23 protein-coding genes are annotated in these 24,437 nt (G+C 64.1%); 15 read left to right on the top strand and 8 right to left on the bottom strand.

Going from position 1 to position 24,437, the window contains the following annotated elements:
• Positions 1-92: 92 nt before the first annotated feature.
• Positions 93-1,265 (top strand): M20 aminoacylase family protein, encoded by a 1,173-nt coding sequence (locus ACTIFE_RS12695; protein ID WP_439529521.1) that lies wholly within the window; start codon positions 93-95, stop codon positions 1,263-1,265.
• 258 nt (positions 1,266-1,523) lie between these two features.
• Here the strand turns inward: ACTIFE_RS12695 and ACTIFE_RS12690 are convergent, their stop codons facing one another.
• The gene (locus ACTIFE_RS12690) at positions 1,524-3,740 is read right to left on the bottom strand and encodes an esterase-like activity of phytase family protein (RefSeq protein WP_439529520.1); all 2,217 of its coding nucleotides are present in this window, start codon (positions 3,738-3,740) and stop codon (positions 1,524-1,526) included.
• Positions 3,741-4,103: 363 nt separating this feature from the next.
• Between ACTIFE_RS12690 and ACTIFE_RS12685 the strand changes: the two genes are divergently transcribed.
• From ACTIFE_RS12685 to vapC, 10 genes are all read left to right on the top strand, one after another.
• Positions 4,104-5,303 carry a multidrug effflux MFS transporter gene (locus ACTIFE_RS12685; RefSeq protein ID WP_439529519.1) on the top strand — a complete coding sequence of 400 codons (1,200 nt, stop codon included), beginning with the start codon at positions 4,104-4,106 and terminating at the stop codon, positions 5,301-5,303.
• Between the two features lie 330 nt (positions 5,304-5,633).
• Complete coding sequence (locus ACTIFE_RS12680) at positions 5,634-6,668, top strand: aspartate-semialdehyde dehydrogenase (protein ID WP_439529518.1); 1,035 nt, start codon at positions 5,634-5,636, stop codon at positions 6,666-6,668.
• A 79-nt stretch (positions 6,669-6,747) separates the two neighbouring features.
• The gene (locus ACTIFE_RS12675; RefSeq protein WP_439529517.1) at positions 6,748-7,464 is read left to right on the top strand and encodes a TenA family protein; all 717 of its coding nucleotides are present in this window, start codon (positions 6,748-6,750) and stop codon (positions 7,462-7,464) included.
• A gap of 68 nt (positions 7,465-7,532) precedes the next feature.
• Positions 7,533-8,426, top strand: coding sequence for a DMT family transporter (locus tag ACTIFE_RS12670; RefSeq protein ID WP_106753729.1), 894 nt, complete (start codon positions 7,533-7,535; stop codon positions 8,424-8,426).
• A gap of 105 nt (positions 8,427-8,531) precedes the next feature.
• Positions 8,532-9,302 carry a sulfite exporter TauE/SafE family protein gene (locus ACTIFE_RS12665; protein ID WP_439529516.1) on the top strand — a complete coding sequence of 257 codons (771 nt, stop codon included), beginning with the start codon at positions 8,532-8,534 and terminating at the stop codon, positions 9,300-9,302.
• Between the two features lie 26 nt (positions 9,303-9,328).
• Positions 9,329-10,282: a threonine/serine dehydratase gene (locus ACTIFE_RS12660; protein ID WP_439529515.1), complete on the top strand. Its 954-nt coding sequence runs from the start codon at positions 9,329-9,331 to the stop codon at positions 10,280-10,282.
• Positions 10,283-10,392: 110 nt separating this feature from the next.
• Complete coding sequence (gene leuB, locus ACTIFE_RS12655) at positions 10,393-11,505, top strand: 3-isopropylmalate dehydrogenase (protein WP_439529514.1); 1,113 nt, start codon at positions 10,393-10,395, stop codon at positions 11,503-11,505.
• 115 nt (positions 11,506-11,620) lie between these two features.
• On the top strand, positions 11,621-12,037 hold the full coding sequence (locus ACTIFE_RS12650) for a hypothetical protein (RefSeq protein ID WP_439529513.1): 417 nt from the start codon (positions 11,621-11,623) through the stop codon (positions 12,035-12,037).
• Between the two features lie 77 nt (positions 12,038-12,114).
• The gene (locus ACTIFE_RS12645; RefSeq protein ID WP_439529512.1) at positions 12,115-12,369 is read left to right on the top strand and encodes a type II toxin-antitoxin system VapB family antitoxin; all 255 of its coding nucleotides are present in this window, start codon (positions 12,115-12,117) and stop codon (positions 12,367-12,369) included.
• Positions 12,366-12,758, top strand: coding sequence for a type II toxin-antitoxin system VapC family toxin (vapC, locus tag ACTIFE_RS12640; RefSeq protein WP_439529511.1), 393 nt, complete (start codon positions 12,366-12,368; stop codon positions 12,756-12,758). The genes ACTIFE_RS12645 and vapC overlap by 4 nt, the downstream gene beginning before the upstream one ends.
• A 180-nt stretch (positions 12,759-12,938) precedes the next feature.
• Here the strand turns inward: vapC and ACTIFE_RS12635 are convergent, their stop codons facing one another.
• Positions 12,939-14,951, bottom strand: a complete 2,013-nt coding sequence (locus tag ACTIFE_RS12635) for a methylmalonyl-CoA mutase family protein (protein WP_439529510.1) — start codon at positions 14,949-14,951, stop codon at positions 12,939-12,941.
• Positions 14,952-15,267: 316 nt separating this feature from the next.
• Here ACTIFE_RS12635 and ccrA point away from each other — a divergent pair, with 316 nt between their 5' ends.
• The gene (gene ccrA, locus ACTIFE_RS12630) at positions 15,268-16,563 is read left to right on the top strand and encodes a crotonyl-CoA carboxylase/reductase (protein ID WP_439529509.1); all 1,296 of its coding nucleotides are present in this window, start codon (positions 15,268-15,270) and stop codon (positions 16,561-16,563) included.
• 37 nt (positions 16,564-16,600) lie between these two features.
• On the opposite strand, the gene ACTIFE_RS12625 is transcribed toward ccrA, so the two are convergent.
• Positions 16,601-17,404, bottom strand: a complete 804-nt coding sequence (locus ACTIFE_RS12625) for a response regulator (protein WP_439529508.1) — start codon at positions 17,402-17,404, stop codon at positions 16,601-16,603.
• Positions 17,405-17,645: 241 nt separating this feature from the next.
• Between ACTIFE_RS12625 and ACTIFE_RS12620 the strand changes: the two genes are divergently transcribed.
• Positions 17,646-18,185, top strand: a complete 540-nt coding sequence (locus ACTIFE_RS12620; protein ID WP_439529507.1) for a CAP domain-containing protein — start codon at positions 17,646-17,648, stop codon at positions 18,183-18,185.
• A 108-nt stretch (positions 18,186-18,293) separates the two neighbouring features.
• Here ACTIFE_RS12620 and ACTIFE_RS12615 read toward each other — a convergent pair whose 3' ends face one another.
• From ACTIFE_RS12615 to ACTIFE_RS12605, 3 genes are all read right to left on the bottom strand, one after another.
• On the bottom strand, positions 18,294-18,968 hold the full coding sequence (locus ACTIFE_RS12615; protein WP_439529506.1) for a carbonic anhydrase: 675 nt from the start codon (positions 18,966-18,968) through the stop codon (positions 18,294-18,296).
• Positions 18,969-19,144: 176 nt separating this feature from the next.
• Positions 19,145-19,456 carry a P-II family nitrogen regulator gene (locus tag ACTIFE_RS12610; protein WP_439529505.1) on the bottom strand — a complete coding sequence of 104 codons (312 nt, stop codon included), beginning with the start codon at positions 19,454-19,456 and terminating at the stop codon, positions 19,145-19,147.
• Positions 19,457-19,460: 4 nt separating this feature from the next.
• Positions 19,461-20,459 (bottom strand): sodium-dependent bicarbonate transport family permease, encoded by a 999-nt coding sequence (locus ACTIFE_RS12605; RefSeq protein WP_439529504.1) that lies wholly within the window; start codon positions 20,457-20,459, stop codon positions 19,461-19,463.
• 204 nt (positions 20,460-20,663) lie between these two features.
• Between ACTIFE_RS12605 and ACTIFE_RS12600 the strand changes: the two genes are divergently transcribed.
• Positions 20,664-21,716, top strand: coding sequence for a MaoC family dehydratase (locus ACTIFE_RS12600; protein ID WP_439529503.1), 1,053 nt, complete (start codon positions 20,664-20,666; stop codon positions 21,714-21,716).
• A 171-nt stretch (positions 21,717-21,887) separates the two neighbouring features.
• A complete protein-coding gene (gene iaaH / locus ACTIFE_RS12595; protein WP_439529502.1) occupies positions 21,888-23,288 on the top strand; it encodes an indoleacetamide hydrolase in 1,401 nt (466 codons plus the stop codon).
• A gap of 3 nt (positions 23,289-23,291) precedes the next feature.
• On the opposite strand, the gene xerD is transcribed toward iaaH, so the two are convergent.
• Entirely contained in the window at positions 23,292-24,215 is a 924-nt protein-coding gene (gene xerD / locus ACTIFE_RS12590; RefSeq protein WP_439529501.1) for a site-specific tyrosine recombinase XerD, read from the bottom strand.
• Between the two features lie 29 nt (positions 24,216-24,244).
• Entirely contained in the window at positions 24,245-24,388 is a 144-nt protein-coding gene (locus ACTIFE_RS12585; protein ID WP_439529500.1) for a hypothetical protein, read from the bottom strand.
• Positions 24,389-24,437 lie beyond the last annotated feature (49 nt).

The following is a 24,437-nucleotide window of genomic DNA, read 5'->3' as shown; positions in this document are numbered from 1 at the left end:
TGACTTGCACTTTCTGCGCCAAACCCTTCCAATACAGACCTGTCTCGCGGGCGCCGATGCTGCGCCGGATCAAAACACCCCAGGAGCCGTGAATGCCGATCGTCAACCGCCTTGCCGATCTCACCGATGAAATTGCCGCCTGGCGCCGCGATTTCCACGAGAACCCGGAAGTGCTCTACGAAACCGTCCGCACTGGCGCCCGTGTCGCCGAACTGCTGACGAGCTTCGGCCTCGACGAGGTGACAACCGGCATCGGCAAGACTGGCGTCGTCGGCGTCATCAAGGGCCGCAACGGCGGCGCCGGCAAGGTCATCGGCCTGCGCGCCGACATGGACGCCCTGCCGATCGAGGAAGCAACCGGTCTGCCCTATGCCTCCAAAATCCCCGGCAAGATGCACGCCTGCGGCCACGACGGCCATACGTCGATGCTGCTGGGTGCCGCCAAGTATCTCGCCGAGACACGCAATTTCGACGGCACCGTCGTGGTGATCTTCCAGCCTGCCGAAGAAGGCGGCGCTGGCGCCAAGGCCATGATCGACGACGGTCTGCTCACCCGCTGGGCCATCGACGAAGTCTACGGCATGCACAACATGCCCGGCCTTCCCGTCGGCGAGTTCGCCATCCGCACCGGCCCGATCATGGCGGCCACCGACGAGTTCAAGATCGAGATTTCCGGCCGCGGCGGCCATGCCGCCAAGCCGCAGGAAACCATTGATCCCATCGTCATCGGCAGCCAGCTCGTCGGCGCCCTGCAGACCATTGCCAGCCGCACCGTCAATCCGCTGCAGTCGGTTGTCGTCTCGGTCACCGTCTTCGAGGCTGGCACCGCCTTCAACGTCATTCCGGAAACCGCCATCCTGCGCGGCACCATCCGCAGCCTGACGCCGGAAACCCGCGCGCTTGCCGAAGAGCGCCTGCGCCTGATCACCGGCTCCGTCTGCGCCGCCTTTGGCGCCACGGCCGAGATCCAGTTCCGGCGCGGCTATCCGGTCACCTTCAACCACGAAGCCGAGACCGAATTTGCCGCCAGCATCGCCGACGAGATCGCCGGTCCCGGCCGCGTCAATCGCAAGGTCGAGCCGATGATGGGCGGCGAGGACTTCTCCTACATGCTGCTGGAACGTCCCGGTGCCTATATCTTCGCCGGCAACGGCGACAGCGCCGGGCTTCACCACCCGCGCTACGACTTCAACGACACCCTCATCCCCGTCGGCAGCTCCTTCTGGGTCCGCCTCGCCGAACGCGCGCTGGAACGGGCAGGTTGAGGAGACCGGGGCATTGCAGTGAGGGCTGACAGGTCGACACTGCACTCTCGCGTCGCTCCTGCGCAGGCAGGAGCCTGGTAACCCCTGAACCAATATGATCTTCAGGCGCAGAGAAAAACACCCCAAGCCCCGATTACTGGGCTCCTGCCTGCGCAGGAGCGACGAAGAAGCAGTGCGCGCTGCCCGGCACCCCACCCCCCAAGCAAAAAGCCCGGGCGCTCACGCACCCGGGCTTTTCTCATTCAACGATGAACCGGATCAGTTCAGCTTGGCAGCATCGCCGAGCATGAGGATCTTGGTCTCGCCCGGGGCGTCATCGACGCCGTCGTTGTCGGTGACGAGGATCATCTTGCCATCGGCGGTCACGGTGAAGCCTTCCGGCTTGTCAAGCAGCCAGCCATTGCCTTCGGCGAGCGCCGGCAGCACGTCCAGCTTCACGGCCTTGGTCACCACCGGCAGCGTCTCGCCCGCCTTGGCCGGGGTCACGCCGGCCAGGTCAATGACGGTGATCTGCTTGATGGCAGCCATCTCGCCGCCCTGGTTGTCGCGCTCCAGCACGGCAAAACGCTCGCCGCCCAGATGCGTGATTTCCGACAGGCCGACCCAGCCGCCAGCCGGGCTCTTGGCCTTGTCGAGCGGGTAATGGACGAAGCCCCAGGACTTGTCAGCCGGGTTGTACAGCGCCAGTTTGACCATGCCCTTCGGGTCATCGCCCCACTCGCGCTGCACGGCGACGATCACCATCGTCTTGCCATCGCGTTCGAATTCGGCAACGCCTTCAAAGGCAAAGCGCTTGGACTGGGCGACAACCGCGTCCGGCAGGGCGATCTCTTCGAGCACCTTGCCATTGGCATCCGTCTTCACCAGAAGATGCGGAATGCCTTCCTTTTCCGGGTTGCCCTCGCTGGCCAGCCAGAAGCCGCCATCCTTGGCAAGCGCGATGCCTTCCAGGTCGAACTTCTTCGGCGTGCCGCCGGTGACGTTGACATAGGAGACGATCTCGACCGGCTGCTTGGACACGTCCAGCGTGAAGATGCGGGCCTTGTCGTAGAAGCTGTCGGAGACGGCATAGACCTTGTTCGGATCGGTCTTGTCAGCGGCCAGCGCAGACAAGGCACCCCAGCCGATCGGTGCGCCGGTTTCCGGGTCCTTCACCGACACGATGGACGGATAGGCCGGCTTGGCCGCACCGAACTCATAGAGACCGACCTGGGCGCGCACCGGAGCTTCCGCATCATCCACCTCGTTTGCAACCACGAACAGGTTGCGCGAAGGGATGGTCAAGACCCCTTCCGGACCGACGTGTGTCGGCAGCACCTGCACGAATTCAGGCGCAGCGCCGGTGTCCTTGTAGACCGAAACCATGTTGGCGCGTTCAGAATTGATGAAGAAGTATGTCTGACCGCCAAAGGTGCCAACGGCAACGCCTTCCGGCTCATTGCCCTTCTTGGAGGCACGCTTGGCCGGATAGTGGCCATGCGCCATGGCGATGTGTTCCAGCTGGTTGCCGCTGTCGAACAGCACTTCACCCTTGGTATTGAAGATGGTGAAGCCACGCGAACCGCCTTCATAATCGCCTTCATTGGCGGTGATGAAACGGTCATTGTCGAGCCAGGCAACCGCGTCCGGCTCGCGCTTGACGTTTTCGGTGTTGCCCGAGGCGTCTGAGCTGACGCCCTTTGCGACCGGAACCGCTTCCGCGCTGGCGGTCCCGGCGGAGAAGTGCCCCGTCACCTTGCCGGAAGCCAGATCGATCAGGGCGAGATGATTGTTTTCCTGCAGCGTTACGACAGCCACGTTGGCCGCGTTGATGGCGACGTATTCCGGCTCCGGATCTTCACCTGCCACATCAGCCAGACCCGTCATCTCGACGATGCGGGTGGCGTCGCAATTGACCGGCTTGCCGTCGGCGTCGAGATCGAGGATCGCGACATGGCCGGCCGGCATCTGCGGAAGCGCGCCCTTGTTCAGCTCTTCGTCACGCTCGTTTTCGATCGCAATGGCGAGGAACTTGCCATCCGGCGAGATCCCGACCGAGTCCGGCTGCCCCTTGACGTCACAGGTGGCGACAATCGCCTGGGTCGCCAGGTCGACAACAGCAACATGGCCTGACGGCTTGACGTAGCTCTCGCTGGTGTTCACGCCAGCCAGGGCAAACTTGGCCGAAGTGGTAACGGAGGTCGGCTCGCCGCCCATGTCGATGCGGCCGGCCGGCTTGGGTGCGGACGCGGTGGAGACGTCGACAAAGACCAGGGAGCTGGACGGGCTGTCGGTGAAGATCAGCGTCATGCCGTCCTTGGTCGCGGTCACGATCTCGGCAGACGTCTGCGTCGCCGGATCAACGCCCTCGCCGAGGGTCTTGTAGACGGGCATCGTCGCGATACGGCTGAAGAATGCGTCCGCGGCGTTGGCTGTGCCGGCGGTTGCAACGAGGAAGCTGAGGCTGGCCAGAAGCTGGCCGCGCAGAGAACCCATGAGTGCCTCCAATATGTGAGAAAAATTACAATGCGGGAGGCACGCTAGTTGAGGTTTGATGCATCCGACGTGACACTCCGATGAATCTTCCGTGACACGCCGCAACAATCTCCGGTTTAGCCAACGCGGGACATCGCGCTTTCAAAACCGCGAAAAACAACGATCCCTGAGCGCATGAGACCCTGGGATACAAGTGCCTGTCGCCAGAGCAAACCGCCGCAGCGGCAGTCGTTGCATTGCAACACCTCAAACGAAAACGGCGGAAGCCTGCGGTTTCCGGTCGACAAGCGCGGCCATTTAGCCCTTCATGAGACACCGGCCGTTTCGGCTCCCGCCTGTTCCCCGTTTGACGGACCCTCACACATGCAAATCAGCTTTGCTCGCTCGGCGATCGTGCTCGGGCTACTGGCCTGCGTTGGCCCCTTCGCGGTGGATCTCTATTTGCCAGCCCTGCCACAGATCGCCGACGATCTCGGCACAACCATTGCCGCCGCCCAGTTCACCTTCACCGCCTACTTCCTCGCCTTCGGCATCGCCCAGCTGGTCTATGGCCCGCTGGCCGACTGGGTTGGCCGCAAGCCGCCGATCTATGCCGGTCTTGTCATCTTCATCGCCGGCTCGGCTGTCTGCGCCTTTGCGCCGGATATCCTCTGGCTTACCGTCGGCCGCTTCATTCAGGCGCTTGGCGCCGCTGCAGTCATGGTGATCCCGCGCGCGGTGATCCGCGACCTGCACACCGGCGCAGATGCAACCCGGCTGATGGCCCTGATCATGCTTGTGATCAGCATATCGCCGATGCTCGCCCCGCTGACCGGATCGGCAATCATCGCGGTTGGCAGCTGGCGGCTGATCTTCCTGGCATTGGCGGGCGCCGCCATCGTCGCGATGGCTTTGACCGCGTTCCAGCTGCCCGAAACCCTGGCACCGGACAAGCGCGTGCCCTTGCGTGGCGGCGCAATGCTGCGCGGATGCCTGGACCTTTTGAAGGATGGCCGTTTCCTCGGGCTCACCTTCATCGGCGGCTTCGGCATGGCGAGCTTCTTCGTCTTCATCGCCTCGGCCGCCTTTGTCTACATGTCGCACTACGGCCTGTCGCCCATCGGCTTCAGCCTGGCCTTTGCACTCAATGCCATCGGCTTCTTTGCTACCTCACAGTTGGCCGCCGGCTTGGGCCAGCGCTTCGGCATGGCCCGCGCGGCCTTCTTCGCTGTGCTCGGCTTTGCCGCAACGGCCTGCCTGCTGCTGGTGCTGGTTGCCCTCGGCAATGACAGCCTCTGGCTGGTCATGGCGCTGCTGTTCCTCGGCAATGCCTTCTTGGGCCTCGTCATTGCTCCCACCATGGTGATGGCACTCGACGATCACGGCGAGAACGCCGGCCTTGCCTCTTCGCTTGGCGGCACGCTGCAGATGGTGGCTGGCGGACTGATGATCGTGGCGAGCAGTCCGTTCTTTGACGGCACGGTTCTCCCGATGGTCGCAGCCATCGCGCTGTGCTCGGTGCTCTCTCTCGTCTTCGCCGCAGTGACCCTCGGCCCTGACCTGAAACACAGTGCCCCGGCCTGACGGCCGGGTCGCCATCCCGCACCGCGCAATGAAATATTGACAAGATGGGGGTTCCGGGTCACAACCTTGCCCGGTCTGGGACAGGAAAGACGAGTTATGAGCATTCGGCACGCAGCCGACATGACGGGCATGATGACGATGGCAACCGCCGTCGCTGCTCGCGCTCGCACGCTCGTCACCGCCGCTAAACTCACCAAAACGACCACCAAAACTACCCGTTGATGGTGCCTCTCGTCCCGCGCTCCCCCGGGATGGTGGGGTGCCAGAGAGCCAGGCAGGCGTGAGACTTCACGGTGCCAGGTCTCGGGGAGACGGACGAGGAACAAGATCATGGGTTACAAGGTTGCGATTGTTGGCGCCACGGGCAATGTGGGCCGCGAAATGCTGGACATTCTGGCCGAGCGCGGGTTCCCGGCCGACGAAGTCGTCGCTCTCGCCTCGCGCCGGTCGCTTGGCACGGAAGTATCCTTTGGCGACAAGACGCTGAAGGTCCAGGCGCTCGAAAACTACGACTTCTCCGACACCGACATCTGCCTCATGTCCGCCGGCGGCACTGTCGCCAAGGAGTGGGCGCCGAAGATCGGTGCCAAGGGCTGCGTTGTCATCGACAACTCCTCCGCCTGGCGCTACGACGCGGACGTCCCGCTGATCGTTCCGGAAGTGAATGCCGATGCCATCACCGGCTTCACCAAGAAGAACATCATCGCCAACCCGAACTGCTCGACGGCCCAGCTCGTTGTCGCCCTGAAGCCGTTGCATGAAGCAGCCGGCATCAAGCGCGTTGTCGTTTCTACCTACCAGTCGGTGTCCGGCGCCGGCAAGGAAGCGATGGAAGAGCTGTTCAACCAGACCCGCGCCATCTTCGTCAACGACCCGGTCGAGAACACCAAGTTCACCAAGCGCATCGCCTTCAACCTCATTCCGCACATCGACGTCTTCATGGAAGACGGCTACACCAAGGAAGAGTGGAAGGTGATGGCCGAGACCAAGAAGATCCTCGACCCGAAGATCAAGCTGACCTGCACGGCCGTCCGCGTGCCGGTGTTCATCAGCCACTCGGAAAGCGTCAACATCGAGTTCGAGCGTCCGATCACGGCCGATGAAGCCCGCGACATCCTGCGCGAGGCTCCGGGCTGCCTTGTGATCGACAAGCACGAGGACGGTGGCTACATCACGCCTTACGAAACCGCCGGTGAAGACGCCACCTACATCTCGCGCATCCGCGAGGACGCGACCATCGAGAACGGCCTCAACATCTGGGTGGTCGCAGACAACCTGCGCAAGGGTGCCGCACTCAACGCGATCCAGATCGCCGAAGTGCTGGTCAACCGCCGCCTGCTGACCCCGAAGAAGCAGGCCGCCTGAGACTGCGTGATCTGAACTTCAGACTGTTATCCCGGGGCCCAGCGCCCCGGGATTTTTCTTTATCAAGCCAGGATTTGTCATGAGCGAACTCACGCATTTTTCCGGCTATGCCGCCGCCCGTCCGCAGGCCCGCTTCTCTGACTGGCTGGTTGCGCAAGCGGACGACAGATGGAACCAGGCCTGCGGCCATCCCTTCACCGTCGCGATCGGCAACGGCTCGATGCCGGAAGCGGCCTATGTCCGCTACCTGATCGAGGACTACACGTTCATCACCGATCTCGCCTCGGTCCTCGGCTATCTCGTCGCCAAAGCGCCAAGCATGGCGGCCAAGCGTCGGCTCGCAGGGTTCCTCGCCCTTCTGACCTCAGAAGAAAACGACTATTTCCTGCGGTCCTTTGCGGCGTTGAACGTGCCGTCCGAGACCTATGTTTCGGCCGCCCAGGGACCGGTCACCCGCGCCTTTGCGCAACTGTTGCTCGACAGCGCCGGGGCGGGCACCTACGCCGAGGGCCTTGCCTGCCTGCTCTGCGCCGAATGGGTCTATCTCACCTGGGGCGAACGGGAAGCGGCCCACCCGCGGCCCGATGCCTTCTGGCTGGCGGAATGGATCGATCTCCATGCCGGACCTGGCTTTTCAGGCTTTGTCGGCTGGCTGCGCGCGGAAATGGACCGGGTCGGTCCGGCGCTGTCGCAAGCCGATCAAGCCCGTGTTTCCGCCATTTTCTCCCGCATGTGCGAACTGGAATTCGCTTTCTTTGAGGCCGCCTGGACTGGTAAGCCTGTGCTCCCTGCCTGATTCCGCGCCAGTCGGGTGAGGTCTGGCACAGGCTGGTCCTCACTCGCCATGCCCCACAGTGTGTGTTCATGTACGTCTATGAAATCGCGGCCCTGGCCGCAGCTGCCCTGTGGGCCGTCACTGGCCTCATCGCAACCACCCCGTCCCAGCATCTCGGCGCTATCGCGTTTAACCGCTACCGGATGCTGATGGTGTTTGCGGTGCTTGCCGCCTATGTCACCGTCGTTCCTGGTTGGGGCTCGATTGGCAGCGCACATCTGCTGCCTCTGATCCTGTCCGGCTTCATCGGCATCTTCCTCGGCGATACGGCGCTGTTTCTTTCGCTCAACCGGCTCGGCCCGCGCCGCACGGCGATGCTGTTCTCGCTCAACGCGCCGATCTCGGCCCTCCTCGGCTGGATCATCCTGGGTGAGACGCTGTCCGGTCAGGCGCTGGCCGGCGTTCTCGTGGCCTTTGCCGGCGTCATCCTCGCCATCGGCTTCGGCAAGCGCCGCTCGCAGTTGCACCAGTGGGAGGCGATCAAGGGACCGCTCTGGATCGGTCTTGTCCTGGGTCTGGCTGCCGCCCTGTCGCAGTCCGTCGGCTCTCTCATTGCCCGTCCCATCATGGAAGCTGGTGTCGATCCGGTGGCCGCCTCCGCCCTGCGCATCGGCGTAGCGGCCTTCGGCCTGACGCTGATCGCCGCCCTGCCGACGCCCATGGTGAAAGCGCAGAAGCCGATGACCCTGAGCGTCGGCATCGGCGTTGCCATGACCGGCATCATGGGCATGGGCATCGGCATGACGCTTATCCTCTTTGCCCTGTCCGGCGGCGAAGTCGGCATCATTTCCACCCTGTCAGCGACCACACCGGCGATCCAGCTGCCGCTTCTATGGGCCCGCACCCGCGAATGCCCGGCGCTTGGCGCATGGATCGGCGCGGCCCTCGTGGTCATCGGCTGCGCCCTGATCTTCGGCGTTTGACACTTCAGCCGGGACTGCTCCCACGGCCCTCAAGTGACATTGCATACACTTGCATACAAAAATGACCCATGCGATAACAGGCCGTCCTGACTAGGAGCCCTCAGCATGGACCTGCTCGCCCTTCTTCTGCCGGATCAGCTGCCGGTCTGGTCCTCGCTTGTGCTCATCCTCGCCAGCTTCTTTACCTCGGCCCTGACGGCTGCAGTGGGCCTCGGCGGCGGCGTGGCCCTGCTGGCGTTGATGGCAAACATCATGCCGCTGGCCGCCCTCGTTCCGGTGCATGGGCTGGTGCAGCTCGGCTCCAATGCCGGCCGCGCCATCGTGCTCGTCCGGCACATCGCCTGGGACCTGATGGCCTGGTTTGCCGCCGGCGCCGTTCTGGGCGCCCTGGTCGGCGGCCAGATCGCCATCACCCTGCCCGAGGTCTGGCTCAACATCGGCATCGGCCTGTTTCTGCTCTGGACCGTCTGGGGCAAGGCCCCGCGCTACCAGCACACCCCGAAGCCGGCCATCGCCGTCGCAGGCTTCGTGTCCACGGTGCTGAGCATGTTCTTCGGCGCTGCCGGCCCCATCGGCGGGGCGGTCCTGTCCGGCCTCGACATTCCGCGCCAGAGCTTCGTTGCAACCCAGGCCGCAACCGCCCTGACCATGCATGTTCTGAAAATCGCTGTCTTCGGCCTGCTCGGCTTTGCCTTCGCCCCCTGGGCCGGGCTGATTGCCGCGATGATCATCAGCGGCTTTGTGGGCACGTTGGCCGGCACCCGTCTGCTCGGACATATGCCAGAGGCTAGGTTTCGCAAAGCATTTCGTTGGGTTATGACACTCCTGGCCATAAATCTCCTCTGGCGGCCCATCGGCGAATTCCTTAGCATATAAGGAAATCCGCCTGACTGGACAGGAAAATGCCAATTACAGCTGCGGCCATCGAGGCCGCCTATGATCGCATCACCCCGCATATTCGCGTTACACCCTTGCTGCAACTGCGCAAGGGCGATCTCGGCTTGCCTTTTGCAACATCGCTGAAACTGGAATCCCTGCAGCACAGCGGATCTTTCAAGGCGCGCGGCGCCTTCAATTCCTTGCTCAGCCAGGACGTGCCGCTTTCCGGCGTCACGGCAGCCTCGGGCGGCAACCATGGCGCGGCTGTCGCTTTCGCTGCCCGGGCTCTCGACATCCCCGCCCGCATCTTCGTGCCGCAGATCGCTACCCCGGCAAAGATCGCCCGCATCCGCGCCTATGGCGCAGAGGTCGAGGTCGGCGGGGCCACCTATGCCGAAGCGCGCCGCACCTGCGAGACCTGGCGCGAGGCATCGGGCGCGCTCGACATCCACGCTTATGACGCCGAGGCCACCATTGTCGGCCAGGGCACCCTTGCCCTTGAATGGGAAGCCCAGACGCGCGGCCTCGACACGCTGCTTGTCGCCGTCGGTGGTGGCGGCCTGATTTCCGGTATCGCCACCTGGTTTGCCGGCAAGACACGTGTCATCGGTGTCGAGCCTGAGGGCTGCCGCTCCCTGTCGGCAGCCCTTGCTGCGGGCGGACCGGTCGATGTGGAGGTCGGCGGCATTGCGGCCGACAGTCTCGGCGCCCGCCGCTGCGGCGAATTGGTCTATGACATCTGCCGCATGGCGGTGGATGACGTCATCATTGTCTGCGACGACGACATCCGCGAAGCCCAGCAGCGCCTCTGGCGCGAGGCCCAGGTCGTTGCCGAACCCGGTGGCGCTGCCGCCCTCGCCGCTCTCACCAGCGGCCGCTATGTCCCACAGCGCGGCGAGCGCATCGGCATCCTCGTCTGCGGCGGCAACGCCGACCTCACCGTTCTTGCTGCCCCCGCCCTTGCCAGCGTTACTTGACGTTTCGCGCGATCACGCTTGAGCAAACGCCCGCTCGTCTGGCTTGAAAAGGTCGGGCCGAGCCGCTACCGACATAGCCACATTTCACACAAGATCGGGACGGAACACTCATGGCCACCCACAAGCTGCTTCTTCTGCCGGGCGACGGCATCGGTCCGGAAATCATGCCCGAGGTCACGAAGATCATCGCCTGGTTCAACGCACGCGGCGGCGACACTTTCGAGACGGACCAGGGCCTGGTTGGCGGCTCGGCCTATGACGCCCATGGCAAGTCGATCTCCGAGGCCGATATGGCCAAGGCGATGGCCGCCGATGCGGTCATCTTCGGCGCCGTCGGCGGCCCGAAGTGGGACAAGGTGCCCTATGACGTGCGCCCGGAAGCTGGCCTCCTGCGCCTGCGCAAGGACATGCAACTCTTCGCCAACCTGCGTCCGGCGATCTGCTATCCGGCGCTGGCCGATGCCTCCTCGCTGAAACGCGAGATCATCGAAGGCCTCGACATCCTGATCGTGCGCGAGCTGACCGGCGGCGTCTATTTCGGCGAGCCGAAGGAAATTATCGATCTGCCGAACGGCCAGAAGCGCGGCATCGACACCCAGGTCTATGACACCTACGAGATCGAGCGCATCGCCGCCGTCGCCTTCGAGCTGGCCCGCACCCGCCGCAACGAAGTCTGCTCGATGGAAAAGCGCAACGTCATGAAGTCCGGCGTGCTCTGGAACGACGTCGTCACCGCCACCCACGCCGCCCGCTTCTCTGACGTGAAGCTCAGCCACATGCTGGCCGACGCTGGCGGCATGCAACTGGTGCGCTGGCCGAAGCAGTTCGACGTCATCGTCACCGACAACCTGTTCGGCGACATGCTGTCGGACGTCGCTGCCATGCTGACCGGTTCGCTCGGCATGCTGCCCTCCGCCTCGCTCGGCGCGCCGGATGCAGCAACGGGCAAGCGTAAGGCCCTCTACGAGCCGGTGCACGGTTCGGCCCCGGACATCGCGGGCTCGGGTGCCGCCAACCCGATCGCCATGATCGCCTCCTTCGCCATGTGCCTGCGCTACTCCTTCGAGAAGGTCGCCGAGGCTGACCTCCTCGACCGCGCCATCTCGGCCACCCTCGACAAGGGCCTGCGCACCCGTGACATCGCCTCGGAAGGCTCGACCGTCATCGGCACCACCCAGATGGGCGACGCCATCGTGGCTGAGTTGAACGCCCTTTCTGCCTGATCCCGGGCATCTCCGCTTATCTCGAAGGCCGCAGCTTGCATCCCGCCGGCTGCGGCCTTATCCGTTCCGGCCAGAACAAGCCGTCAAGGCTGACGATGGCACAGGAGCCCCACCGATGACCGACCCGCTCAAGCGCTTCTTCGGCACCTGGATTTTCGACCGGGACGAGAGCGAATTCGACCACGGCGAGTTGCCCCAGAGCGCCACGCTGACCATCGAAGATCACTTCGGCACGCTGAAGTTCACCATGACCAGCGTTGCCGCCGATGGCACCAGCCAGACCGACAGCTTCACCGCCCTGCCCAACGGCGCTGAAACGAAGCTCGGCAAAAGCGGCCTCGCCGACGCCATGCGTCACGGCCTGCGCGGTGACAGCAATCTCGTCAGCGAAGCCCTGCGCGGCGGCGCCGTGATCATGACCGCCGACCGGGAGCTCTCCCCCGACGGCCGCACCCTGACCGTCACCCAGACCGTGCACATCACGGACACCGAAAGCTTCATCAACTCCTCGGTCTACCGCAAGGCGCAGTAGGCGGAAGCGTCTCACCTTGCGGAAGACAGGCGATGTGTATAGATTTGGATGATCATACACATCGCAGGGGGCGCGCCATGCGCACCAACATCGACATCGACGACGACCTCATGACCAAGGCAATGGCTGCAACCGGCCTGCCCACCAAGAAGGCCGTGGTTGAAGAAGCCCTGCGCCGCCTCGTCAAGGACGAGGAGCTCCGGGCCGTGATCCGCAATTCTGCAGGCATCGGCTGGGATGGCGATCTCGATGAGATGCGTGATGGCTGGGGTCCCCCGGAAGATCTGCCCGATGTGCTTGACTATGATCGTCTGAAGCCCGACGCAGCATGATCGTGGTCGACAGTTCGGTCTGGATCGATCATTTCGCCGGCAGATCACAGGAACCAGCTGTCCGGATCCTCCGCACGATCAGTGCACCTCGACAGATCCTGGTCGGCGACATCATCCTCCTGGAAGTGCTGCGAGGTGCAAGAGACGAACGTCATGCGACGGCTTTGGCCAGCGTTCTGGAAAGCTTTTCTGTCACATCCATGCTCACGCCGAACCTGACCTATAGTGCGGCCCGATACTATCGGGACCTGCGTGCCAAGGGCATCACGATCCGAAAATTCCCGGACCTCGTCATTGCATCATTCTGTCTTGCAAATGACCATCGGCTGCTGACGCGCGACCGCGACTTTCAGCCCTTCGCCACCCACTTCGGCCTGCGCTTGATGTAGCCATGCCCCAACCTGCCCCCCCACGCGCCGTCCCGGCCTTGTGCCGGGACCCGTCAGGATGGCGCCGCAGTGCAACTGTCTGGCAACGGCAGGGAGACGATGAACAGGTCCCAGCACAAGGCCGGGACAGCGCGATGAACGTTGCAGAACAGCGATGCGCCGGAAGGCACATCAGCCTTCTCACGCCGCCTCAACGCCACGCTCGCCGACGATCCGCACAACATCGGCCATGATGTCGGTCAGCTGGAAGTCTTTCGGCGTGTAGACGGCCGCAACACCCATCGCCTTCAGCGCGCGCGCATCCTCGTCGGGAATGATGCCGCCGACGACGACCGGAACGTCGCCAATGCCAACTGCGCGCAGCTTGTCCATCACATCGCGCACCAGCGCCAGATGCGACCCGGACAGGATGGAGAGGCCAATGACATGCACGCCCTCCTCCAGCGCCGCATTGACGATCTGCGCCGGGGTCAGGCGGATGCCTTCATAGACGACTTCCATGCCGCAATCGCGCGCCCGCACGGCGATCTGTTCCGCGCCATTGGAATGACCGTCCAGTCCCGGCTTGCCGACGAGGAACTTCACCCGCCGGCCCAGCTTGCGCGACACGGCTTCCACGCTCTCCCGAACGGCGGTGAGGTCACCGGCATCGTCCCGCGCCGCGCGGCCAACGCCCGTCGGGGCCCGGTACTCGCCGAACACTTCCCGCAAGGCCGCACCCCATTCGCCGGTGGTCACGCCCACCTTGGCGGCCGTGATCGAGGGCTCCATGATGTTGCGCCCCTCGCGCGCGGCAGCCTTCAGCCCGGCAATCGCCGCCTCGACAGCAGCCCCGTCCCGCGCGGCGCGCCAGGCTTTGATCCGTTCGATTGCCTCGTCTTCCACATGCTCCGGTACGGTGAGAATGCCGCCATCCTCGCCGGTGGCCAGCGGTGAGGGCTCGCTTTCGGTCCACCTGTTGACGCCGACGACGATCTGCTCGCCGGTTTCAATTCCGGCCAGCCGGCGCGTGTTCGCCTCCACCAGCTTCTGTTTCATATAGGAGGATTCCACCGCAGCCACGGCACCGCCCATGGCGTCGATCCGCGCCAGTTCCTCGCGCGCCTCGGCCTTCAGCTCTTCTACCTTGGCGGTGATCACCGACGAGCCATCGAAAATGTCATCGAAATCCAGCAGGTCCGTCTCATAGGCCAGGATCTGCTGCATGCGCAGCGACCACTGCTGGTCGAACGGCCGCGGCAGGCCCAGCGCCTCGTTCCAGGCAGGCAGCTGCACGGCGCGCGCCCGGGCGTTTTTGGACAGGACCACCGCCAGCATCTCGATCAGGATGCGGTAGACGTTGTTCTCCGGCTGCGGTTCCGTCAGGCCCAGCGAGTTGACCTGCACGCCATAGCGGAAGCGGCGATAGCGCTCGTCGGTGATGCCATAGCGGTCGCGGCAGATCTCGTCCCACAGTTCGGTGAAGGCGCGCATCTTGCAAAGTTCGGTGATGAACCGCATCCCCGCATTGACGAAGAACGAGATACGCCCGACCGCCTGCGAAAACTCCGCCTCGGGGATCGCCCCGCTGGCCTTCATGCCGTCGAGGATTGCCACTGCGGTTGCCAGCGCAAAGGACAGTTCCTGCACCGGCGTCGCCCCGGCCTCCTGCAGGTGATAGGAACACACGTTCATCGGGTTCCACTTCGGCATTTCGCTGTAGGTCCAGGCAATCACGTCGCCGGTCAGCCGCAGCGATGGCGCGGGCGGAAACACATAGGTTCCGCGCGACAGATATTCCTTGATGATGTCGTTCTGCGTCGTGCCGGCCAGAAGCTTGCGGTCCGCGCCCTGTTCGTCGGCGGCCGCCACATACAGCGCCAGCAGCCAGGGCGCGGTGGCGTTGATCGTCATCGACGTGTTCATCTTTTCCAGCGGGATTTCGTTGAACAGCGTCCGCATGTCGCCCAGATGCGCCACCGGCACGCCCACCTTGCCCACTTCGCCGCGCGCCAGCATATCGTCCGGGTCATAGCCCGTCTGCGTCGGCAGGTCGAAGGCGATGGAGAGACCGGTCTGGCCCTTGGCGAGGTTGGTCCGGTACAGCCGGTTGGACTCTGCCGCCGTGGAATGGCCCGCATAGGTCCGGAAGATCCAGGGCTGGTCGCGCCGGCGCGGGGCCTTGGACGATCCGGTTTCTGGTGCCTGGCTCATGTCTCACTCCTTAACGCCTGCCCGGCCGCAACCGGCACACACAGGTCTCGCCTATGTGCGATGCAAAATCCACCTGCGAGGCAAATTCAAGTTACGCAATAGTCGTATAGATCGAAAGCATTTTTGGTTTGATAGTTGCGCAAACGGACGAAGTTGGCCCTAATGGGGCTGCTGCAACGCAGTACCCCAAACAACGGTCGACCGGCTTGGACACAGGCTTCCGACTGAGACTACGTCAAACTGGCCGGAATTTTTCAACCCGGACATGAGGATGGGCGTCCGGCAGGGTCCGGCGCATGGAGGGGAAGGAACAACAATGAGCTCGGCGCTGCAGGCAAACGACAACCGACACACGGGAGACGTCCCTTTGAAGGACCTTTACGAGATCGGAGAAATCCCGCCGCTCGGCCATGTGCCGAAGAACATGTATGCCTGGTCGATCCGCCAGGACCGCCATGGCGCACCGGAAGACGCCATGAAGGTCGAGGTGCTGCCGACCTGGGAACTGGACAGCCACGAAGTGCTCGTGCTCGTCATGGCCGCCGGCGTCAACTACAATGGCGTCTGGGCTGCGCTTGGAGAACCGATTTCGGTGTTCGGCAGCCACAAGAGCCCCTACCACATCGCCGGATCTGATGCCTCGGGCATTGTCTGGGCCGTCGGCTCCAAGGTCAAGCGCTGGAAGGTCGGCGATGAAGTCGTGATCCACTGCAACCAGGATGACGGCGATGACGAGGAGTGCAACGGCGGCGACCCGATGTTCTCGTCGACCCAGCGCATCTGGGGCTACGAAACACCGGATGGATCCTTCTCCCAGTTCTGCCGGGTGCAGTCGCAGCAGCTGATGCCGCGTCCCAAGCACCTGACCTGGGAAGAAGCTGCCTGCTACACCCTGACGCTTGCCACTGCCTATCGCATGCTGTTCGGCCACGCGCCGCACCAGTTGCGCCCGGGCCAGAACGTGCTCGTCTGGGGCGCCTCCGGCGGTCTCGGCGTCTTCGGCATCCAGCTTGCCGCCGCAGCCGGCGCCAATGCCATCGGCATCATCTCGGACGAGGACAAGCGCGACTACGTCATGTCGCTTGGCGCCAAGGGCGTCATCAACCGCAAGGACTTCAACTGCTGGGGCCAGCTGCCGAAGGTCAACTCGCCCGAGTTCAACACCTGGACCCAGGAAGCGCGCAAGTTCGGCAAGGCGATCTGGGACATCACCGGCAAGGGCAATGACGTCGACATGGTGTTCGAGCACCCCGGCGAGCAGACCTTCCCGGTCTCCTGTCTGGTTGCCAAGCGCGGCGGCATGGTCGTGTTCTGCGCCGGCACCACCGGCTTCAACATCACCTTCGACGCCCGCTATGTCTGGATGCGGCAGAAGCGCATCCAGGGCTCGCATTTCGCCCATCTGAAACAGGCCTCCGAGGCGAACAAGTTCGTCATCGACCGCCGCATCGATCCGTGCATGTCGGAAGTGTTCCCCTGGGACCAGATCCCGAAGGCCCATACAAAGATGTGGAAGAACCAGCACGCCCCCGGCAACATGGCCGTGCTCGTCAGTTCGCCGATGCCTGGCCTGCGCACCTTCGAGGATGTCCTCGAGGCCGGCAAGCGCTGACAACCTCCGGCGGCTGCCCCATGCGGTTGGCCGCCGCTCACGTCATGGCGAACATGCGCACCTGTTTCGAGAAATGCGAGTGCTTGAGCCCGAACAGGTGATGCAGGATGCTGTCCACGTCTTCCGGATAGAAGGGCTTGCGCAGGAAGGCCTTGGCCTTCACCCGCTCTGCCGCCTGATCCAGCGTGGTGTTGTATTCGGTCGACATCAGGATGACATCCGAAGCCCGCGTCGTGGCGGCCAACCGCTCGGCCAGTTCCAGACCTGTCATGTTCGGCATGTTGAAATCCGTGAAAATGACCCGGTATGACTTCTCGCTCACCCGCTTGATCGCCGCGTGGCCATCCTCGGCCTCGACAATGTTCAGCTTGAAAATCGAGCGCTCCAGCACCCGTTTGACGATCCGGCGGACAGTGGCTGAATCATCGACCACAAGCACGTCAAAGGGCATGTTGATCGCTTCGTAAACCTCGATCACATGCCGCACCTGGCTGGCGCTGAACGGCTTGGTCAGGAAATCATACGCACCGAAGGATTTGAGCTTCTTTTCCGCTTCCTCGCCCAGTCCATCGGACATCGACACGGCAAAGGTCTTCGCACCCATGACGTGAATGGCCGCCATCACCTCAACCCCGTTGAGCTGTGGCATGTTGATATCGAGGAACGCGATGTCGAACGCCGCGCGGCTGAGCTTCTCGACGGCGTCCTTGCCATCGGCCGCCATGGTAATCTCCATGGTCCGGCCAGTTGCAAGCAAAGCTTTCTCGACGAACTTGCGAACAGTTCCGGAATCATCCGCAATGATCACCTTGATCGGCTTTTCTTCCTCTTCGTCAGTCACGAGCCCCAATTCCCCTCGTTTATTATCGTTTTATGCGCGCAGATATACGGCACGAATGTAAACGCAACCTCAATACCGTATAGTTCTACTGACATCCAGCAAGGGCACATCGCAACAGTCTTCGTCAAGCCCCGTCAAAGCCTGCCCTATCTCGGGACAGTCAGGCCGTGGCACTTCCACGCGAAGCGGCCTAATCTCGCCGGTGATTCGCAAGGCTGGGGCGCAGCAGAAAGAAGCTGAAATGACGAAAACCATGACCCGTCAGACGACTGGATGGCTGGCAGGCCTTGCCTTGGCCACTGGCCTCCTCCTGCTCGGCGGTTGCCAAACCGAAAAGCCGGTCGAACTGCCGCCCTTCTACCGCGACCTTGCGCGGGTCAATGCCAATGTTGACCAGCCGGCGGCGCTGCAGATGATCAACCAGTACCGACAGAACAACGGCCTTGGTCCCTTGACGCTTGACCCTGCGCTTGGCGCCATCGCCCAGTCCCAGGCGCGGACCATCGCGCAAGCAGACAGCATCCGCGCCTCGCTCGAGCCGCAGAACCAGCTCAAGACCCGTCTCAGCGCCATCGGCGAGACCAAGACCGACGCGGTCGAGAATGTCAGCGCCGGCTACCGCACGCTTGCGGAAGCCTTCTCCGGCTGGCGCGAATCCCCGGGCCACAACAAGGTCATGCTGGACCCGCGCGCGACCCGTATGGGCATCGCGACCACCTACGCTCCCGGCTCGAAATACAAGGTGTTCTGGAGCCTGGTGCTGGCGTCCCCGCGCCAGTGACGGAATGCCGAGGACATTGGCAAGGAACTCGCGAGTCCCTCCCCCTCTCTGCGCTGTCCCGGCCTTTGAGCCGGGACCAGTCAGGGACGCTCTGCGGCTCCCGGCGGCTCAGCCAGCCGCGACCTCACCGGCAAAACTCTCCGGCGCACAGCTCTCGAACTTGCTGGTCTCCGGGTCCATAACCCTGAGGTCGCCCGAGCCGATGTCGAACCAGGCGCCATGCACCTTCAGGCCCTCGTTGCGCATGGCTTCGTCGACGAACGGGAATGTCGCAAGGTTTTTCAGCGACTGGCGCACCCCGGCATATTCCATCGCCAGCTGCGGATCATCCAGCTTGTCGACCGGCATGCAGGCCATGGCAATCGCCGCCGGTTCCAGCAGCTTGATCCAGCGACCGATGAAGGCGCCGGTCGCCAGCGGTGCATTGGCGTTTTCGCGGAAAGCGTGGACGCCGCCGCATTTCGCGTGTCCCATGACGACGATGTGCTTTACCTTGAGCACGCGCACGGCATATTCCAGCGCCGCGCTGGTGCCGTGCTGGCCATCGGTTTCCTCATAGGGTGGCACCAGGTTGGCCACGTTGCGCACCACGAACAACTCGCCCGGTCCGGCATGGAACACGCCCTCCGGCGTAACGCGGCTGTCGCAGCACGAGATCACCATCACATCCGGCCGCTGGCCATAGATCGCCAGTTGCTCCTGGGTCTCGCGAAACCGGACATAGCCCTTGTTGAGGTAACGGCCATAGCCGGCGACCAGATGATTGGGGAAGTCATGTGCCACGACTGTATGTCCTCGCCAGCGTTCGGGGGCTTTTCGGGCGCGGACGCTCAGGAGAGCCGATGCCGCGCATGCCTTGCTGGGGCGGATACAGTCATGGAATGCCGTCTGCGGTCAACCCGGCTGAATAGGGGCCGACTGAACAGCTGCCTGCAGAACAGTTGCCCGTTGAACAACTGTCAGAACCGCTCGGCCCGCAGCACCTCGCAATCGGTGATGCTGACGACGCCAATATGCTGCTGAACCAGCGGCATGGCCTTTTGCAGCAGGTTGTCCAGCCGCTCTTCTTTCAAGATACAGATGAAGGCCACCATGCCGCCGGCCAGCGACACCTGACCCTCGCGGCTCCAGGCTCCGGAGCGACCATTCCCACCCAGCACCGGCAGGATGGTGAAACCGGTCACGCCGGCCGCCGTCAGGGCCTGCGTCAGGCGCCGCTCCATCGGGGCCTCGATAATGATCTCGACGCGCTTTGCCTTGGTCGTCTGCATGCCCTTACCCTCCGATGCCCAGCCCGGTGGCGATTGCGATGTAAAGCGGAATTCCGACAGTCAGGTTGAACGGGAACGTGATCCCGAGCGACACCGTCAGGTAGACGGACGGATTGGCCTCCGGCAGCGCCACGCGCATCGCCGCCGGCACGGCAATATAGGAGGCCGAGGCGCACAGCGTCATCATCAGCACCACGCCGCCGGTCGACAGGCCCAGCAGCGCGCCGGTCCCGAGCCCCGCAGCCGCGCCGATCAATGGCATGAGCATGCCGAACCCGACCAGCCCCGGCGACAGGATCCCCCGCGCCGCGCGCAGGCCACGTCCCGCCACAAGTCCCATGTCCAGCAGGAACAGGCACAGCACGCCCTTGAACGGGGCAACGATGAAGCTTTCAATCTCGCTCAGGCCCTTCTGTCCGGTGATCATGCCGATAAAGAACGAGCCCACCAGCAGCACGATGGAACCGTTGAGCAGGATTTCGCGCATCAGGCCGCCGTCATGCTGATCGGCTGCGCCGCCGGGTTGCGGCTTGCGCGAGCGGCTGGCCAGCCAGAGCGCGGACAGGATCGCCGGAGCCTCCATAGCAGCGGCCACCGCCACCATGTAGCCTTCTCCCGGAATGCCGCTGCCCTGCAGCACGGAGCTTGCCGCCACGAAGGTGACAATGGAAATCGACCCGTAGTGACCGGCAACAGCCGCCGCATCCAGCGCCGACAGACGGGTCAGGCTGCGCACCAGCGCATAGGCGACAAACGGCAGGACGAAGGACAGCAGCACGCCCGCGACCAGCGACAGGCCCAGCCGCGCGTCCAGCCCATGCGACGACACGCTGACGCCGCCCTTGAAGCCGATGGCAAACAGCAGGTAGATCGACAGCGCCTTGGCTGCGGCCTCCGGCACCGACAGGTCTGATCGCCCGAGCGCCGCCGCCAGTCCAAGTGCGAAGGACAGGATGATAGGTGACAGCAGGTTTTGCCCGGCCAGGGCGAGTAGGTTTTCCATTCGCTTAACCTCGACATGCCGGTACCGGCATGATGCTGCCTGTCCCGCAGGTCTGGAACTACGTGTTTCTTCGTAGCCGCCGATGTAGGTTGTGCCATCGCGCATGACAAGCCGCACCTCCGACAAAGGTCCCACTTGCTTCGCATTGCAGCAACAGGTCAAAGTCGCGGGCAGAAACAGGTCGGTGGCAGTGGGAGTTCAGGCGTGACCAAGACGAACCCGGGCAATTTCTTCGAGGATTTCTACGTCGGCCAGGTGATCCGCCATGCCACGCCGCGGACCGTCACAGAGGGCGACATCGCCCTTTACACCGCGATCTATGGCCCGCGCTTTGCCGTGCAGTCGTCGGATGCCTTCGCCCGCAAGCTGGGCTATCCGCGCGCGCCGATCGATGACCTGCTGACCTTCCACATCGTCTTCGGCAAGACCGTCCCGGACATCTCGCTCAATGCCGTGGCCAATCTCGGCTACGCCGGCGGCCGCTTCCTTGCACCTGTCTACCCGGGCGACACCCTGTCGGCCGTGTCCGAGGTCATCGGCCTCAAGGAAAACTCCAACGGCAAGACCGGCGTCGTCTATGTCCGCTCCACCGGCTACAAGTCCGACGGCACGGAAGTGCTCGACTATGTCCGCTGGGTCATGGTCAACAAGCGCGAGCCGGGCAGCCCTGCGCCGGCTCCCGTTGTTCCGACCCTGCCGGAAAGCATTGATCCCGATGCACTCGGCGATGCCTGCCCGATGCTGTCCGCCCACGCCTGGGACGCCGCCCTCGCCGGCAGCCGCTTCCGCTTTGCCGACTATGTTGCCGGCGAGCGCATCGACCATGTGGACGGCATGACGGTCGAGGAAACCGACCACATGCTGGCCACACGCCTCTACCAGAACACGGCGAAGGTGCATTTCAACCAACACACGGAAGGTCAGGGCCGCTTCGGCCGGCGGCTGATCTATGGCGGACACGTCATCTCGCTGGCACGCGCCCTGTCCTTCAATGGCCTCGGCTCGGCCTTCCACATCGCCGCGATCAACGCCGGCCGCCATGTCGCCCCGCTCTTCGCCGGCGACACGGTCTATGCCTGGTCGGAAGTCATCGACACCGCCCGCATTGAAGGCCGCAACGACGTCGGCGCCCTGCGCCTGCGCCTCGTTTCCACCAAGAACCGCCCCTGCGCCGACTTCCCCTATTCCGATGACACCGGCACCTATGCCGAAAACGTCATCCTCGACTTCGACTACTGGGCCTTGATGCCGGTGTGAGCCGCCTTGCCTCTGGCAGAAGCTGCAATCTCGCTTGCCTGATCGTGCAGGTCGGCGAGCATTCCGTGTTGTTGCAAGGCGCTTGTGCTTGACTGCATCATTGCCCTGGGCGGAGCTTGTCTGCTCCCGGGCACGACGGCCAGAGGGCACCATGCGCGACCAGAGGGCACCATGCGCGAGATGACCATTTCCGACCTTCAGGCCGCCCGTGCGTCCGGCAGCCTGACCACCACCGCCCTTGTGGCCACCCTGCTGGAGGCCGCGAAGGCGCGGGCGGGCGACAACATCTTCATCACCCTTGATGAAACCGGTGCACGCGCGGCCGCAGCCGCATCTGACGCGGCGGGTGCAGCGCCTTCCGGCCCGCTGCAGGGCGTGCCACTGGTGATCAAGGACAACATCGCCGTCGCCGGCCTGCCCAACACCGCCGGAACGCCGGCGTTGAAGGACTGGGTGCCGGCAACGGATGCGCCCGTGGTCGCGCGGCTGCGCGCGGCCGGGGCGATCATTCTCGGCAAGACCAACATGCACGAGCTGGCCTTCGGCATCACCTCGAACAATGCCGCCTTCGGTGCCGTCGCCAACGCCTATGCACCGGACCGGATCGCCGGCGGCTCCAGTGGCGGCACCGGAGCTGCCATCGGCGCGCGCCTCGCCCCGGCCGGCCTTGGCACCGACACCGGCGGTTCGGTCCGCATTCCCGCCGCCCTCAACGGCATCTGTGGATTGCGCCCCACCGTCGGCCGCTATCCGGGGGCAGGCATCGTCCCGATTGCCCGCACCCGTGACACCGCAGGCCCGATGGCCCGCAGCGTCGCCGATCTTGCGCTTCTCGATGCGGTCATCACCGGCACAATCAACGAGCTGCGGGACGTCGCCCCGCAGTCGATTCGCCTCGGCCTTGCCGCTCCCTTCACGCAAGGCCTCGACCCGGCGACAGCCGCCGTGTTCGAGACTGCACTCGACCGGCTGCGCCTGGCCGGTGTGACCCTTGTTCCGGTCGACCTGACGAACATCCGCGACATCAGCGACCGGGTCGGCATCGCCATCGCGCTTTACGAGATCCGCCGCGACATGCCGGAGTTTCTCGCGGCCAATGAAACTGGCGTCACGCTCGAGGGCCTTGCCGCCGCAATCGCCAGCCCGGACGTCGCCCATGTCTTCTCCGAGTATGTGACGGGTTCCGGCGCGATCCCCGATGCGGTCTACCGCGAGGCGATGCAGGATCTGCGGCCCCGGCTTCAGGCCGCTTATGCCGAGGTCTTCACGCGCGAACGGCTTGATGCGCTGGTCTTCCCGACCGTGCCGCTGGCCGCGACGCCGATCGCCACCTCCGACCGCACGGTCCGCCTCGATGGCGTCGAGGTTCCGACTTTCCCCACCTTCATCCGCAACACGGATCCGGGATCGAATGCCGCCATCCCGGGCATCTCACTGCCAGCAGGCATTACGGCAGACGGTCTGCCCGTTGGTCTCGAGATTGACGGCCCGGCCCATTCCGACCGGCATCTCCTCGCCGTTGCCCGGACCATCGAGAGCCTCTTGCCCGAAACTCCGGCGCCCACGCGCTGAAAATCAGGCCTTCGCCAGTGGATGATGTGTCTCGACGAGATCCCGCAGGCGCTCGTCGAGCACATGGGTGTAGATCTGCGTCGTCGAGATGTCGGCATGTCCGAGAAGCTGCTGCACCACGCGCAGGTCCGCTCCGTTCTGCAACAGATGCGAGGCAAAGGCGTGCCTTAGCACATGCGGCGATACCTGCGCCGCCGACAAGCCAACCCCCACCGCCAGCGTCTTCAGGTCGCGCGCAAAGGCCTGCCGGGTGAAATGCCCGCTTTCCGAATAGGACGGAAACAGCCAGGGGCTCTCGGTAAACGCGTTTTCGGCCTTGCGCAGCGCCACATAGGCCCGCATCGCCTCCTGCGCGCGCGGGCTCAGCGGCACCAGCCGCTCCTTGCCGCCCTTGCCGCGGATCTCGATCAGCCGCGCATCGCGCAAGGCTGCCCGCACCGGCAGCGCCACCAGTTCGGACACGCGCAGCCCCGAGGCGTAGAGCACCTCCAGCAGCGTGTAGAGCCGTGAGGCCCTGAGTTGCCGCCCCGGCGTCTCGTGCACCTGCACCGCATCGAACCGCGCCGCCTCGATCAGGCGGTCCACCTCGGCCACGCTCAGCACTTTCGGCAGGCTCTGCCGCTTCTTCGGTGCCGACAGGATCCGCGTTGGCTCGTCCTTGCGCCGGCCTTCTGCAAACAGGAACTTGAAGAACTGCCTGAGAGCCGACAACCGCCGCGCCTGTGACGAGGCAGCAAATCCCCGCGCGGTCAGGTCGCCGAGATAGGCGCTGACATCGCCCTGGTCCGCTTCGGATATCCGGGTGGAGCCGAGAAACTCAGCAAAGTCCTCCAGATCCCGCCGATAGCTTTCGAGCGTATTGAGTGCCGCGCCGCGCTCCGCCGCCAGCATTTCCAGAAATGTCTCGATGCCGGTATCCCCCGCCATTGCTCCAGCTCCCGCCACGCAGCACCGCCCTACCGGGCGAAGCCGTCCTTCTGCACCCGCACCGTGATTTCCCGCTCGCGTGGCTCGACCAGATTGGCCAGCGCATAGACGGCACCATAGCCAAGCATCGCCAGGACAAGGACGGCGGCAACGAGACGGGTCAGGGTTGGCACGGCAAATCGGCTCCTTGGCGCCGACTCAGGTTGCGACGCACTTGCATTT

Origin of the sequence: Pannonibacter sp. (genome assembly GCF_051860505.1) — a bacterium.
GTDB lineage: Bacteria > Pseudomonadota > Alphaproteobacteria > Rhizobiales > Stappiaceae > Pannonibacter.
The sequence above is the reverse complement of the archived record's forward strand: the minus strand, read 5'-3'. Positions and strand labels throughout refer to the sequence as shown.

Excerpts from the sequence above, each read along its gene's own strand:
- ACTIFE_RS12690 (WP_439529520.1), bottom strand. The coding sequence starts at position 3,740 with ATGGGTTCTCTGCGCGGCCAGCTTCTGGCCAGCCTCAGCTTCCTCGTT.
- ACTIFE_RS12645 (WP_439529512.1), top strand. The coding sequence starts at position 12,115 with ATGCGCACCAACATCGACATCGACGACGACCTCATGACCAAGGCAATG.
- vapC (WP_439529511.1), top strand. The coding sequence starts at position 12,366 with ATGATCGTGGTCGACAGTTCGGTCTGGATCGATCATTTCGCCGGCAGA.
- leuB (WP_439529514.1), top strand. The coding sequence starts at position 10,393 with ATGGCCACCCACAAGCTGCTTCTTCTGCCGGGCGACGGCATCGGTCCG.
- ACTIFE_RS12610 (WP_439529505.1), bottom strand. The coding sequence starts at position 19,456 with ATGCAGACGACCAAGGCAAAGCGCGTCGAGATCATTATCGAGGCCCCG.
- ACTIFE_RS12665 (WP_439529516.1), top strand. The coding sequence starts at position 8,532 with ATGGACCTGCTCGCCCTTCTTCTGCCGGATCAGCTGCCGGTCTGGTCC.
- ACTIFE_RS12695 (WP_439529521.1), top strand. The coding sequence starts at position 93 with ATGCCGATCGTCAACCGCCTTGCCGATCTCACCGATGAAATTGCCGCC.
- ACTIFE_RS12635 (WP_439529510.1), bottom strand. The coding sequence starts at position 14,951 with ATGAGCCAGGCACCAGAAACCGGATCGTCCAAGGCCCCGCGCCGGCGC.
- ACTIFE_RS12685 (WP_439529519.1), top strand. The coding sequence starts at position 4,104 with ATGCAAATCAGCTTTGCTCGCTCGGCGATCGTGCTCGGGCTACTGGCC.
- ACTIFE_RS12605 (WP_439529504.1), bottom strand. The coding sequence starts at position 20,459 with ATGGAAAACCTACTCGCCCTGGCCGGGCAAAACCTGCTGTCACCTATC.
- ACTIFE_RS12675 (WP_439529517.1), top strand. The coding sequence starts at position 6,748 with ATGAGCGAACTCACGCATTTTTCCGGCTATGCCGCCGCCCGTCCGCAG.
- ACTIFE_RS12650 (WP_439529513.1), top strand. The coding sequence starts at position 11,621 with ATGACCGACCCGCTCAAGCGCTTCTTCGGCACCTGGATTTTCGACCGG.
- iaaH (WP_439529502.1), top strand. The coding sequence starts at position 21,888 with ATGCGCGAGATGACCATTTCCGACCTTCAGGCCGCCCGTGCGTCCGGC.
- ACTIFE_RS12670 (WP_106753729.1), top strand. The coding sequence starts at position 7,533 with ATGTACGTCTATGAAATCGCGGCCCTGGCCGCAGCTGCCCTGTGGGCC.
- xerD (WP_439529501.1), bottom strand. The coding sequence starts at position 24,215 with ATGGCGGGGGATACCGGCATCGAGACATTTCTGGAAATGCTGGCGGCG.
- ACTIFE_RS12680 (WP_439529518.1), top strand. The coding sequence starts at position 5,634 with ATGGGTTACAAGGTTGCGATTGTTGGCGCCACGGGCAATGTGGGCCGC.
- ccrA (WP_439529509.1), top strand. The coding sequence starts at position 15,268 with ATGAGCTCGGCGCTGCAGGCAAACGACAACCGACACACGGGAGACGTC.
- ACTIFE_RS12660 (WP_439529515.1), top strand. The coding sequence starts at position 9,329 with ATGCCAATTACAGCTGCGGCCATCGAGGCCGCCTATGATCGCATCACC.
- ACTIFE_RS12620 (WP_439529507.1), top strand. The coding sequence starts at position 17,646 with ATGACGAAAACCATGACCCGTCAGACGACTGGATGGCTGGCAGGCCTT.